This is a genomic window from Rhodopseudomonas palustris (assembly GCF_003031265.1).
Taxonomy (GTDB): Bacteria; Pseudomonadota; Alphaproteobacteria; order Rhizobiales; family Xanthobacteraceae; genus Rhodopseudomonas; species Rhodopseudomonas palustris_H.
Genome location: NZ_CP019966.1, coordinates 1,291,104 through 1,304,308 on the forward strand (window position 1 = coordinate 1,291,104; position 13,205 = coordinate 1,304,308).

At 64.0% G+C, this 13,205-nt stretch carries 11 protein-coding genes; 10 read left to right on the forward strand and 1 reads right to left on the reverse strand.

Translation table 11 applies throughout. From position 1 onward, the window contains the following. Positions 1 to 28: 28 nt before the first annotated feature. The 8 genes from RPPS3_RS06025 (at position 29) to RPPS3_RS06060 (ending at position 8,684) form a co-directional block, all read left to right on the forward strand. Positions 29 to 778, forward strand: coding sequence for an AzlC family ABC transporter permease (locus RPPS3_RS06025; protein WP_107343280.1), 750 nt, complete (start codon positions 29 to 31; stop codon positions 776 to 778). Then, positions 775 to 1,092 (forward strand): AzlD family protein, encoded by a 318-nt coding sequence (locus tag RPPS3_RS06030; RefSeq protein ID WP_107343281.1) that lies wholly within the window; start codon positions 775 to 777, stop codon positions 1,090 to 1,092. Before RPPS3_RS06025 ends, RPPS3_RS06030 begins: the two co-directional genes overlap by 4 nt. 187 nt (positions 1,093 to 1,279) lie before the next feature. Continuing rightward, on the forward strand, positions 1,280 to 1,954 hold the full coding sequence (locus RPPS3_RS06035) for a TetR/AcrR family transcriptional regulator (protein ID WP_107343282.1): 675 nt from the start codon (positions 1,280 to 1,282) through the stop codon (positions 1,952 to 1,954). A 123-nt stretch (positions 1,955 to 2,077) separates the two neighbouring features. Continuing rightward, positions 2,078 to 3,571, forward strand: a complete 1,494-nt coding sequence (locus RPPS3_RS06040; RefSeq protein WP_107343283.1) for an FAD-linked oxidase C-terminal domain-containing protein — start codon at positions 2,078 to 2,080, stop codon at positions 3,569 to 3,571. 171 nt (positions 3,572 to 3,742) lie between these two features. After that, the gene (locus tag RPPS3_RS06045) at positions 3,743 to 4,984 is read left to right on the forward strand and encodes an FAD-binding protein (protein WP_107343284.1); all 1,242 of its coding nucleotides are present in this window, start codon (positions 3,743 to 3,745) and stop codon (positions 4,982 to 4,984) included. Next, positions 4,981 to 6,294 (forward strand): glycolate oxidase subunit GlcF, encoded by a 1,314-nt coding sequence (gene glcF, locus RPPS3_RS06050; RefSeq protein WP_107343285.1) that lies wholly within the window; start codon positions 4,981 to 4,983, stop codon positions 6,292 to 6,294. Before RPPS3_RS06045 ends, glcF begins: the two co-directional genes overlap by 4 nt. Before the next feature lie 74 nt (positions 6,295 to 6,368). Continuing rightward, positions 6,369 to 7,292, forward strand: coding sequence for a hypothetical protein (locus RPPS3_RS06055; protein ID WP_107343286.1), 924 nt, complete (start codon positions 6,369 to 6,371; stop codon positions 7,290 to 7,292). A gap of 420 nt (positions 7,293 to 7,712) precedes the next feature. Further along, a complete protein-coding gene (locus RPPS3_RS06060) occupies positions 7,713 to 8,684 on the forward strand; it encodes a TorF family putative porin (protein WP_107346465.1) in 972 nt (323 codons plus the stop codon). 264 nt (positions 8,685 to 8,948) lie between these two features. Here RPPS3_RS06060 and RPPS3_RS06065 read toward each other — a convergent pair whose 3' ends face one another. After that, positions 8,949 to 10,709: an ABC transporter ATP-binding protein/permease gene (locus RPPS3_RS06065; RefSeq protein WP_107343287.1), complete on the reverse strand. Its 1,761-nt coding sequence runs from the start codon at positions 10,707 to 10,709 to the stop codon at positions 8,949 to 8,951. A 272-nt stretch (positions 10,710 to 10,981) separates the two neighbouring features. Here RPPS3_RS06065 and RPPS3_RS06075 point away from each other — a divergent pair, with 272 nt between their 5' ends. Together RPPS3_RS06075 and RPPS3_RS06080 are read left to right on the forward strand one after the other, a co-directional pair. Next, the gene (locus RPPS3_RS06075) at positions 10,982 to 12,646 is read left to right on the forward strand and encodes an L-lactate permease (protein ID WP_107343289.1); all 1,665 of its coding nucleotides are present in this window, start codon (positions 10,982 to 10,984) and stop codon (positions 12,644 to 12,646) included. A gap of 142 nt (positions 12,647 to 12,788) precedes the next feature. Continuing rightward, positions 12,789 to 13,205, forward strand: coding sequence for an META domain-containing protein (locus RPPS3_RS06080; RefSeq protein WP_107343290.1), 417 nt, complete (start codon positions 12,789 to 12,791; stop codon positions 13,203 to 13,205).

The following is a 13,205-nucleotide window of genomic DNA, read 5'->3' on the forward strand; positions in this document are numbered from 1 at the left end:
CGCAGAGGGCGTCGTCACGGATCCTGCAATGACCACTCATGTCCCCAAGGCGCCGGCCTATTGGTCGCGCGACGCAATCTGGCCCGGCATTGTCGCGGTCGGGCCGATGCTGCCCGGCACGCTGGCGTTCGGCATGGCGTTCGGCGCGCTGTGTGCGCAGAAGAACTTCACGCTTGCCGAAGTCGAAGTGATGATGGCGACCGTATATGGCGGGTTGTCGCAATTCGTGGCCGTGCAGGCGTGGCCAGATGTCCTGACGCCGTCATCGATCGCCGCGCTGGCGCTGCTCACCACCACGGTCAACATTCGCTTCTTCCTGATGACGGCGTCGATGCGGCCGTGGTTCGGCACGCTGCCGGCGTGGCAGGCTTATCCGCCGTTGCTGCTGGTCACCGACGGTGGCTGGCTCGCCGCGATGCGCTATCGCGAACATGGCGGTGCCAATGCCTGGTTCTACCTCGGCGGCGCGTTGGTGCTTTATTTGGTGTGGCTGGTCTCGGCCGTTCCGGGTTTTCTGCTCGCCGAACAGCTCGCCGACCCAAAGAAGTTCGGCGTCGATATCGCGATGCCGGCGTTCTTCGCCGCGCTGTTGGTACCAGCCTGGAAGGGGCCGCGCCGGGCTATTCCTTGGCTGGTGTCGGGGATCGTGGCCCTGACGGTGCATTGGTTGGTCCCGGGCTATTGGTTCATCATCGCCGGCGCGCTGTCAGGTGCGATCACTGCGGGGCTGATGGATGAACCGCCAGCGGCGATGTCCCACGCGGGACATTCGTCATGACCGACATGCTCCGCAGCGACGTGATGATCGCCTTCGCGATCATGACTTTGGTCACTGTCGCGTCGCGGCTCGGCGGCTACTTCATGATGCGCTACGTCGAGGTCACGCCGCGGGTCAGGCGGATGCTCGACGCGCTGCCCGGCTCCATTATCGTCGCGGCGGCGCTGCCGGTCGCGGTCAATGGCGGGCCGATCGTGATGCTCGCGCTGGGGGCTGCGATTGCGGTGAGTGTGCTGCGGCGCAATGATTTTCTGGCCGTGATAACCGGTATGTTAGTAGCGGCGTTGGCGCGCGCGCTGGGATTGCCGGGCTAGTTTGCAGGAATGCTATTCATTTCATTGCCGTAAGGGCTTGCCTTCGGTTCTGAATAAGTGTTCACTTTTTTCACTGATTTGGTGAGGGTGTTCCGTCCGTTTTCCCTCGCTTCTCCAGCAACTTGATGAGCGCGCCGGTCCATTTTGTCGCAGACCGCGGGCGCGCTCGTTCCAGGACGAACGCGCCATGGTTTACCGGCGAACCCATCAGGTGGTTAAGCGCTTAGCAGCGCGCCGCAGCGCTATCCTTGCTGCAGCGCGTGAAACCGCCGCCGAAGGCGGGATGGCCGCGGTGCAGATCGCGCCTGTGGCCGCGCGCGCTAAGGTCGCCGCCGGCACGGTGTACCGTTACTTTCCGTCCAAAGCCGATCTGATTTCGGAACTCATCGCCGACGTTTCGCGTGACGAACTCGCTGCGATCCGCCGTGCAGCCGACGCAGCGCCCGGCCCGTCATCAGCACTGGCGGCCGCGGTCACCACGGTCGCGGTGCATGTGCTGTCCCATCGCAAGCTGGCATGGGGCATTTTGGCGGAACCGGTCGATGTCGATGTATCCGCCTCACGGCTCGCCAGCCGCCGTGAGATCGCCGGCGAGATCGAGCTGCGGATCGCTGCCGCGGTGCGCGCCGGCCATCTGCCCGCGCAAGACACAGCGCTCGCCTCGACCGCGCTGCTCGGCGCGGTGCACGAGTCTCTGGTGGGGCCGCTGGCGCCGGATAATCTCGACGACCCGGCGAAACTCCGTGATGCGGTGCAAACCGTCACGCTGCTGGCACTCCGGGCAGTCGGTGTGATGGACGCCCGGGCCCGCGGTCTCGTGGTCCAGGCGGTGGTGCCGCCGCGTAGTCTGGTCGGAGCCTGATCAGTTCCAGTTTGCTCTGAGCGAGTGTGCTGGATATGACAATCAGCGTATCCTGATCCGACCGTTTCCGCCCGCGGCGCTACAATCGCCTCGCGCACAGCAGCCTGCGCAGGAGTATCTCGCATGACCATTCTGATGCCGGAGCCGGATCAGTCCGTGCTGGCCCGCCGCGACGAGATCATCGCGGCCTTGCGCAAGATCGTGCCGGGCGAGGGCGTGATCTCCAGCGCTGCTGAAATGAAACCCTACGAGTCCGACGGCCTGATGGCGTATCGGCAGCCGCCGATGGTGGTGGTGCTGCCGAGCACAACCAAACAGGTGTCGGAAGTGCTGCGCTATTGCCACCAGAATGGCATCAAGGTGGTGCCGCGCGGTTCCGGCACCTCGCTGTCCGGCGGCGCATTGCCGCTCGCCGATGGCGTGCTGCTCGGCCTCGGCAAGTTCAAGCGGATCCGCGAGATCGACTTCGACAACCGCGCCGTGGTGGTCGAGCCTGGAGTCACTAACCTGGCGATCAGCCAGGCGGTCGATCACGCCGGCTTTTACTACGCGCCCGATCCGTCATCGCAGATCGCCTGTTCGATCGGCGGCAACATTGCCGAGAACTCCGGCGGCGTGCACTGCCTGAAATACGGCATGACCACCAATAACGTCCTCGGCTGCGAAATCGTGCTGATGACCGGCGAGATCCTCAAGATCGGTGGCAAGGCGGCCGAATGCGCCGGCTACGATCTGATGGGCGTCATCACCGGCTCGGAGGGGTTGCTCGGCGTCATCACCGAAGTCACCGTACGTATCCTGCGCAAACCCGAAACGGCGCGGGCTCTGATGATCGGCTTCCAGAGCGTCGAGGCCGCGGGCCAGTGTGTCGCCGACGTGATCAGCGCCGGCATCATTCCGGGCGGCATGGAGATGATGGACAAGCCGGCGATCCACGCCGCCGAGGCCTTCGTTCACGCCGGCTATCCGCTCGATGTCGAAGCGCTGCTGATCATCGAGCTCGACGGTCCGCAGGTCGAGGTCGACGAACTGATCGGCCGCGTCGAGGCGATTGCGCTGCGCTGCGGCTCGACCACCTGCCAGATCTCCACCAGCGAGCAGCAGCGGCTGCTGTTCTGGTCCGGCCGCAAGGCGGCGTTCCCCGCCGTAGGCCGGATTTCGCCCGACTATTTGTGCATGGACGGCACGATCCCGCGTGCACAGCTGCCGCTGGTGTTGCGGCGGATGAACGAGATGTCGGAGAAATACGGCCTGCGCGTCGCCAACGTGTTCCACGCCGGCGACGGCAATCTGCATCCGCTGATCCTGTATGACGCCAACAAGCCCGGCGAGCAGGATGCGGCGGAAGCCTTCGGCGCCGACATCCTCAAGCTGTGTGTCGAGGTCGGCGGCGTGCTCACCGGCGAGCACGGCGTCGGCATCGAGAAGCGCGATCTGATGCCGGAGATGTTCTCGGACATCGACCTCAACCAGCAGCAGCGACTGAAATGCGCGTTCGATTCCGAAGGCCTGCTCAACCCCGGCAAGGTGTTTCCGACGCTCCACCGCTGCGCCGAGCTCGGACGCATGCATGTCCACAAGGGCCAATTGCCGTTCCCGGATATTCCGCGGTTCTGACCGGGTAATGTAATCTCCGATGCACGAAGTAGAGCCTTTTACCGTCATTGCGAGCGAAGCGAAGCAATCCAGGGCCTCGGTGCACGTCGCTCCTGGATTGCTTCGTCGCTTTGCTCCTCGCAATGACGGGGGAGGGGTAGTGCACCGCATTCTGAAGGACGACGTTCGCCCGTGGACACGCTGAAAGTACGCGACGCCCAGGAGGTCGAGGACGCAGTGCGCGCCGCGATCGCCAATGAGCAGCCGATCGAAATCGTCGGTCATGGCAGCAAACGCACCGTCGGCCAATTGATGGCGACCAATGCGGTGCTGGAGCTGTCGGCGCTCAACGCCGTCACCGCTTACGAGCCGAACGAGCTGATCATCACCGTGCAGGCCGGCGCGCCGATGGCCGACGTGCTGTCGCTGATCGATTCCAAAAACCAGCAATTCGCCTTCGAACCGATGGACACCGCCGCGTTGCTCGGCACCACGCCGGGGGCAGGGACCGTGGCGGGGATGATTGCGGCCGGTCTCGCCGGTCCGCGGCGGATCAAGGCGGGTGGCGCCCGCGATCATCTGCTCGGCGCCAACGCGGTGTCGGGCTTCGGCGAGAGCTTCAAGGCCGGCGGCAAGGTGGTGAAGAACGTCACCGGCTACGATCTTTGCAAGCTGCTTGCCGGCTCCTGGGGGACACTGGCGGTGATGACCGAGGTCACCCTGAAGGTCACGCCGCGGCCGGAGAGCGAGCGGACGCTGGTTCTGCGCGGGCTCGGCGACGTCGTCGCCAACAAGGCCATGACCGCGGCGCTTGGCTCGCCTTACGACGTCACCGGGGCCGCGCAACTGCCCGGCTCCGCGCTGCGCACCACCGGCGGTGCGCTGGCGGAGATCGCCCAGCCCGATCAGTCGCTGACTCTGCTGCGGCTCGAAGGCATCACTTCGTCGGCGAGTCATCGCGCCCAGTCGCTACGCACGGCGCTGAAGAGTTTTGGCGAGGCCGACCTGATCGAGGACGATGCTTCCGCAGCGCTGTGGCGTGCGGTGCGCGATGTCGAGCCGTTCGCCGCCGCAGGTCCGCGAGCGCTGTGGCCGGTGTGGCGGATCGTCTGCCCGCCGGCGGCCGGAGGCGCTCTCGGTGAGCAGCTTAGCCGCGAGAGCGGCGGTGAGGTGATCTATGATTGGGGCGGAGGCCTGATCTGGGCGGCCTTGCCGCCAGCAACCGACGGCCACGCCAAAGCGTTGCGCCAGCGGGTCGAGAAGATCGCCGGCCATGCCACCTTGATCCGCGGCAGCGAAGCGGTGCGGGCTGGGATCGACGTGTTCCAGCCGCAGCCGGCCGGCCTCGCGGCACTCGGAAGCCGCGTCAAGCGCAGCTTCGATCCCACTAACATTCTCAATCGCGGCCGGATGTCGCGAGGATCCGCGACATGAAGACAGATTTCAGCCTGACCCAGCTCGCCGATCCCGATATCGCCGAGGCCGACAAGATCCTGCGCGCTTGCGTGCATTGCGGTTTCTGCACTGCGACGTGTCCGACCTATGTGCTGCTCGGCGACGAACTCGATAGTCCGCGCGGGCGCATCTACTTGATCAAGGAGATGCTGGAGAGCGACAAGCCGCCGACCGCAGATGTCGTCAAGCATATTGACCGCTGCCTGTCGTGCCTCGCCTGCATGACCACCTGTCCGTCGGGTGTGAACTACATGCATCTGGTCGATCAGGCCCGCGTCCGGATCGAGAAACAGTACCAGCGGCCGTTCTGGGATCGCGTTGTCCGCGAGGCACTGTCGTGGATGATGCCGCATCCGGGCATGTTCAGGCTCGGGATGTGGGCGGCGCGGATCGTGCGGCCGGTTGCGGCGCTGTTGCCGGGCTCGCACGACCTGACGCACCCGACGCTGCTCAGCCGGATCAAGGCGATGCTGGCGCTGGCGCCAAAGCATCTGCCGGAGCCGGGCCCTGACTCCGGGACGACGTTTCCGGCGGTGGGTCCAAAGCGCGGCCGGGTGGCGTTGCTGCACGGCTGCGCCCAGCAGGTGCTGGCCCCCCGCATCAATCGGGCGGCGATCAATCTGCTCACCCGCCACGGCATCGAGGTCGTCCTCGCCGCTGACGAGGCCTGCTGCGGCGCCCTGATCCATCATCTCGGCCGGGACACCCGCACGCTCGAATACGCGCGCACCAACATCAAGGCCTGGCTGGCTGAAATCGAGCGCGGGGGGCTCGACGCAATCCTGGTGACCACCTCCGGCTGCGGTACGGTGATCAAGGATTACGGCTACATGCTGCGAGAAGATCCGGAGTATGCGGCCGCGGCCGCAAAGGTTTCGGCGCTCGCCAAAGACATCAGCGAATATGTCAGCGGCCTCGAACTGTCATCGCCACGTCCTCATGACGATGTCGTGGTCGCTTATCACTCCGCATGTTCGTTGCAGCACGGCCAGAAAATCACGCAGATCCCCAAAGAACTGCTTTCCAAGACTGGATTCGTGGTGAAAGATATCCCGGAGAGTCATTTGTGTTGTGGTTCGGCGGGCACGTACAACATTCTCCAGCCTGACATCGCGACCAGATTGCGCGATCGGAAGGTCGCCAACATCGCTTCCGTCAAGCCGGATATGATCGCCGCGGGCAATATTGGCTGCATGGTGCAGATCGCCAGCGGAACGGAAGTCCCTGTTGTGCACACGATTGAACTTCTCGATTGGGCGACAGGCGGGCCCCGTCCTGCTCCGCACTGATCGGAGCCTGGAACGCCGGTCGCGGGGCGCGTGATTGCTGGCCGAGCAGCAATCCGCACAACTGGAGGACGACCATGGCGAAAGACAAGAAGTCGAAGAAGAAGGACAAGGCCGACAAGAAGGCTGAGAAGTCCAAGGCCAAGAAGAAGTCCAAACTGCTGCTGGCCGCCAAGGCAGGCAAGAACAAGAAGAAGAGCAAATCTGCCGACAAGGCATCGGCCAAGAAGGACAAGTCGAAGCCGAAGGCTAAATCGAAAGCCAAGCGGGTCCCGAAGGCCAAGTCCGCCTCCAAATCCAAGGCCTCCGCCGGTAAGTCCGCCAAGAAGGCGGTGAAGAAGGCCGCCGCTAAACCCGGCAAGAAGGCAGCCAAGCCGGCCGCCAAGTCCGCCGCTAAGTCCCCGGCCAAGTCTGTAGCGAAGCCCGCGAAGAAGAGCGCTGCCAAGTCGGTTTCGGGTAAGCCGGCCAAGGCCAAGGCCGCCGCGCCCAAGGCGCCGGCTACGAAGTCCCCTGCGGCCAAGAAGAAGGCGACCAAGGCACTCCTCGCCAAAACCGCGGCGAAGGCTCCTGTCGCTAAGCCGGCAGCGCCCAAGCCGAAGCCTGTGTCCCGCAAAGCGCCGAAACTCACTGAGGTCGCGCCCAGCGCGGCGGCCGAGCCGGTTGCTCCGCCGCCTGCTGCTCCCAAGAAACCGCGCAAGCCACGCGTGAAGAAGCCGGCGCCGGTTGCCGTCGAGTCGGAAGAGACTCCGCACGAGGCAGTGTCCGAGCAGGTCGAGGCGACGCCGGAGACCGAGGATGTTGCCCCGGCTGAGCCGTTTCCGGCCGACGAGACCACATCGGCCGCAGACAACGAGCCGATCGAGTCCGCTGCAGAGACCGATTCGATCGAGACCTCGGGTGATCCCCAGTCGCACGCCACCGAGGCGGCCGGAGAGGAGGAAACTCCCGACGAGGAGTTTGACCACGCCGAGCCGGCTAAGCCGGCGGCAGACCCGATGTAATTGAGACGGTAATCTGATCCTTGTTTTGCAGAGGCCGCGGTCGTGGACCGCGGCCTTCGTCGTTGCGGCTACCAGCGAGATCGACAACCGAGCACGCCTCGGGCGCCCCTTGGTCGTGGGTATCGCAGCGATTCGGTCCTGGGCCTGTTACTTGTTACTTAGCCAAAAGTGTTGCTCTAACCGCCCTGTCTCGTGAATTTGGCCTAAGAGCCGTTCGCAAAGCAGTGATTTTCTTGCAACACTCCCCAACAACGAATGGTTGAGTGTGCGGGATTGCACAAAAAGTCGGCATCTGCATGTGTTTTTTGCTTCACGGTTTTCGTGAGGCACCGCACAGTGATGTCACAATTGGTTTTGTGCAGGTCGATGTCGCGTCCTTGAACTTCGGGTCCGGCTGGCTTGGAAACGATGGGGATCAAAATGAAGAAGACAATCTTGTCGGTCGCGGCTTTGCTCGCAGTCGGCGTGGGCTCGGCCTCGGCGGCTGATCTGCCCGCCAAGGTGTACACCAAGGCTCCGCCGATCGTGGCGTTCGATCCGTGGGACATCGCGTTCGGCGCGGCCGTCATGAGCGACTACGTCTTCCGCGGCGTCACCCAGTCGAACCACAAGCCCTCGGTCACTGCCTATTTCGAGCCGCGCTACAACGTCACCAAGGACCTGCAGCTCTACGTCGGTACCTCGTTCGAGAGCATCTCGTTCGCCAACCGCGCTGCGGCTGAAGTTGACATCTACGGCGGTATCCGCCCGACCTTCGGCGCCTTCGCGTTCGACTTCGGTGTCTGGGGCTACCTGTATCCGGGTGGAAGCTGCGTTGACAGCAACGCGAATGGTTCAGCCACGCAGTGCGGCGTCGGCAGCTTCCCGATTTCGCTGCTGAACCAGAATGCCATGAAGAAGGACGTGAGCTTCTACGAAGGCTACGCCAAGGTGACCTGGACCGCGAACGACATGTTCGCGTTCGGTGCCAACGAATTCTACTCGCCGAACTTCCTGAACACCGGTGCCTGGGGCAACTACGCCTCGGTGACCGGCAAGTTCACTGCTCCGACCAGCGTGTTCGGCTCCAGCGGCGTCGGCATGTACGTGTCGGGTGAATACGGCCGTCAGTGGTTCGGTAGCACCGATGCGTTCTACGGCCCGATCAAGCTGGCCGATTACAACACCTGGAACATCGGCGTGGGCTTCACCTATAAGGTGTTCACCCTCGATCTGCGTTACTCGGACACCGATCTGTCCAAGGGTAATTGCAATGCCTTCACCAGCGACTTCACTGCCTCCGGCAACACGGCCTGGACCCCGATCAACCAGACCGGCGTTGGTTCGAACTGGTGCGGTTCGACCTTCATCGCCAAGCTCTCGGCTGACGTGACGCTGGGCGCTCTCAAGTAAGACGAAATCCCTTCTGGGGGGCTGAGGGCGGCAGAGCAATCTGCCGCCCTTTTTGTTTGTTCTCGCCTTGAGGGGCGGGACTTTTGACGGCCTTCTCGCGAGCCTTCTGGCTTCCCCCTCCTGGGCTTGGCAGCCTGGTGTGGGGGCCAGCGACCGACTGGAGTTCGCGCTAATCTCTCACCGAGCAGCAACGGCGGCCGATCGGCCGCCGCACGTCGTTTCGATCTCTAGCTTACTGCCGCGTTGGATCGAGCAGATGGTGGATCAGCTGCCCGCCAGCCCCACTTCCGGAGCCGCAGTTTTGGCCCGGTCCTGTAGGGTGAAGCCGTTGCCAGTGCGTGACAGCACCGCGTCGCGCTGATGGAAGGCCTCGAGTGTCGAGCGGTGGCCGATAGAGACGATCGTGGTGCCCGGCAGCTTGCGGTCGAGCAGCTTGTACAGCGCCGCTTCGGACGGCTCGTCCAGCGACGCGGTGGCTTCGTCGAGGAACAGGTATTGCGGTGCATGGAGCAGCGCCCGGGCGAGGCCGAGCCGCTGCTGCTCGCCGAGCGACAGCGTCCTGTTCCAATGGCCATGCTGATCGAGCCGCTCCGCCAGCGCCGGCAGCCCGACCTCGTGCAGCACCTCAGCGACCTGAGTATCGCTGAACGCACCGGATTCGGCCGGATAGACGATTGCGGCACGCAGCTCGCCGACCGGGAAATATGGGCGCTGTGGCAGCATCATCAGCGTCGCATCCGCAGGGATTGCGATCGAGCCGGAGCCGAACGGCCAGATCCCCGCGATCGCGCGGAATAGCGTCGACTTGCCGGCGCCCGATGGGCCAACGATCAGCGTCCGCTCGTTGTCGCCGATCTTGAAGCCGTCGGCGCTGATCAGCGGCGCTCCGGCCGGCAGCGTCAGGTTGAGATCCTTCAGTTCGATTCCGCCGGCTGGGGCCGGCACGCGCATCACGCCTGGATTGTCGCGCCGGGTGGCGGTGCCTTCGATCGCGCGCTCGAAACCGTCGAGCCGCTGCAGGACGGACTGCCATTCCGCCAGCGTCCGGTAGGCGGTGATGAAGAACGACAGCGAGTCCTGGACGCTGCTGAAGGCGGAGGCGGTCTGCATCATGCCGCCCAGCTGCACCTTCTGGGCGAAAAAGGCCGGGGCGACGAGGATGTAGGGGAAGATGATCGACGCCTGCGAGTAGCTGGCGGTGAAGGCAGTCAGCCGCTTGGTCCGGCTCATGATCCGCATGAAGTTCTCGGCCACGTAGCTGAAGCGGGACGCCAGCTTGTCGCGCTCGGCCGGCTCGCCGCGGAGCAGCGCGATCTGTTCGGCGTTCTCGCGGGCGCGCACCAGATTGAATCGGAAGTCGGCTTCATAACGCTGCTGGCGGAAGTTGAGATCGACCAGTGGCGAGCCGATCCAATGGGTGAGGGCGGTGCCCAGCGCCGCATAGATCAGCGCACCCCAGACGAGATAGCCGGGGATCGGCACGTCCTGGCCGAACAGATGCAGCGGCGCTTCGTTCGACAGCCCCCACAGGATCACCACGAACGAGGCCAGCGTCACCACGGCGTTGAGCAGGCCGATGCCCAGCGCCAGCGTGCGCTCGACGAACAACTGCGTGTCCTCGGCGATGCGCTGATCAGGGTTGTCGGCGGCGTCGCCGGTGAGCTGCATCTGGTAATGGTTGGCGTCGTGCAGCCAGCCGCCGAGATAGCGCTCGGTCATCCACTTGCGCCAGCGGATCTGCAGCCACTGATTGAGGTAGAGCTGGTAAACTTTGAGGGCGATCCAGATCGCCGCCAGCACGCAGAAGTAGATGATCTGATAGGTGAAGACGTCGTAGTTCCGCTCCTGCAGCGCGTTGTAGAACACGTTGTTCCAGCGGTTGAACAGCACCGAGAGCCCGACCACGGCGAGCTCGATGACGACAACGGCTGCGAGCAGCCCGCGGCCCATCCATTTGTCTTCGGCACTGAAATACGGCGCGGCGATCCGCCAGGCGGTCGCCAGCGTTCCTTTGATGTTGCTCACGGATGAGGTCTCCGGTGCGGGCTCTCGGGGAGTTTGGTGATTAGACGAAAGTTGTAGGTAAATTAACCTACGGCGGCTTGTCGCACCCAGTTGTCGCACCCTAGCATGATCGTGCCGGCGGCAAGCTCGGCGGTCAGCTGCTTCGCGCGTTTGTGAGCAGGCACGCTAGCTCGGCCGTACTTTGAGGAGGCGTCTGCCTCCCGATTGATCTCCGTGTCGGACCGGCTCGCACCGACGCGGCCAAAAAACATAACATTAAGGGAGAGAAATGCGTGTGGAATCAAATCTATAATCCACTTGGCAGCGCCGCTTTGTCGACCCTGGCGGCGGCCGTTCCCGTAGTCACGCTGCTGGTGCTGATCGCGAGCGGCAAGGTGAAAGCTCACCTCGCTGCGATCATCGCTCTGGTGCTCGCTAACGCGGTGGCGATCTTCGTCTTCACGATGCCGGCCAACATGTCGGTCCGTGCCTCGCTACTCGGTGTCGTCACCGGCTTCTTCCCGATCGGCTGGATCGTTCTCAACGTCATCTTTCTCTATCGGGTCACCGTGGCCACCGGCCGGTTCGAGCTGCTGCAGCGTGCGATTGGTGGCGTGACGACCGACCGCCGGCTGCAGCTGCTGCTGATCGCGTTTGCGTTCGGCGCATTCTTCGAAGGTGCATCCGGGTTCGGCACGCCGGTGGCGATCACCGGCGCGGTGCTAATCGGCCTCGGCTTCTCGCCACTGGCCGCCTCGGGCCTGTCACTGATCGCCAACACCGCGCCGGTCGCCTACGGCGCGCTCGGCACGCCGATCCAGGGCCTCGCGTCGGTCACCGGCCTCGATCCTTACATCCTCGGCGCGATGGTCGGCCGGCAGCTGCCGTTCTTCTCGCTGCTGGTGCCGTTCTGGTTGATCTGGGCGTTCGCGGGCTTCCGCGGCATGATGCAGATCTGGCCGGCGATCCTCGTCACCGGTGTGTCGTTCGCGGTCCCGCAATTCGTGATCTCGAACTACATCAATCCGTGGATCGTCGACATCGGCGCTTCACTGATCTCGATGGGCTGCCTGATCCTGTTCCTGAAAGTGTGGCAGCCGAAAGAGCTGTGGCTGTCGCCGAAGCTGCGCAGCCACGATCCCTCCACCGAGACCATGGCCCCGCCGAAAGAGCTGAGCCGCGCCCCGCTGACACAGGCACAATTGTGGGGCGCGTTGCTGCCGTGGATCATCGTTTGCATCGTGATGCTGATCTGGGGCAACGGCGCCTTCAAGGCCTGGGCAAACTCGATCTTCGTCTGGAACTATCCGGTGCCCGAGCTGCACAACCTGATTCAGAAGGTGCCGCCGGTCGCCGCCAAGCCGACGCCTGAGGCCGCGGTGTTCTCCTTCACCTATCTGTCGTTCACCGGCACCGGCATGCTGATCGCGGCGATTATCTCCGGGCTGTTGATGGGCGTGTCGCCCGGCAAGATGGCGACCGAGTACGGCCGCACCATCAAGGTCTGCGCGATCTCGCTGATCACCATCTCGGCGATGCTGGCGATCGGCACGTTGACGCGGCTGTCCGGCGTCGACGCGACGCTGGGCCTGGCGTTTGCTGCGACCGGCGTGTTGTATCCGTTCTTCGGCACGCTACTCGGCTGGCTCGGCGTGGCGCTGACTGGGTCGGACACCGCCTCCAACGTGCTGTTCGGCAATCTGCAGAAGATCACCTCCGAACAGCTCGGCCTGTCCCCTATCCTGATGGGCGCCGCCAACTCCTCCGGCGGCGTGATGGGCAAGATGATCGATGCTCAGTCGATCGTTGTCGCCTCGACAGCGACCAACTGGTACGGCCACGAAGGCACGATCCTGCGCTACGTCTTCCTGCACTCGATTACACTGGCGTGTTTGGTCGGCGTGCTGGTGATGCTGCAGGCCTATGTCTATCCGTTCACCGCGATGGTCTTGAAGTAACGCAGCGCGCATTGAATGGCGTCAAAGCCCCGCGGTCTCGGCCGCGGGGCTTTTCGTTGCAGGTTTCGATGGCGCCGCGGTCTGGCAAGCCGGTGCGGTTCGCGATAAACAGCGGACCGTCCTGAACAACGGCCGAGGCACCATGCACCGTCAGTCGATCTTTCGTTTCGCCGCCATCGCCGTGGTGCTGGCAGCCGGCTTCGCGACGCCGTCGCTTGCGCAATCCGACCAGGAGTTTCCGTTCGGTCTGGAACTGACGCTGGACGCGCCGCCGAAGCCGGGCTCGAAGCGGATTCCCAATTTGGAAATCGGCGATCAGGGCAGCGTGCGGCTGGAGCTGTGGTGCAAGGGCGGCGTTGGGCAGTTCTCCATCGCCGGCAGCACGGTGATCTTCATGCCGGGCGCGATCGAGGATCGCAATTGTCCGGCGGACCGCGCTCAGGCCGATGATGCACTGGTCGCAGCGCTTGCCGCGTCGACCAACTGGAGCCGGCAAGGCGATTTCGTCAGCTTCACCGGTGGTCCGCAGCCGCTGCGGTTCCACCTCAATACGAACTGA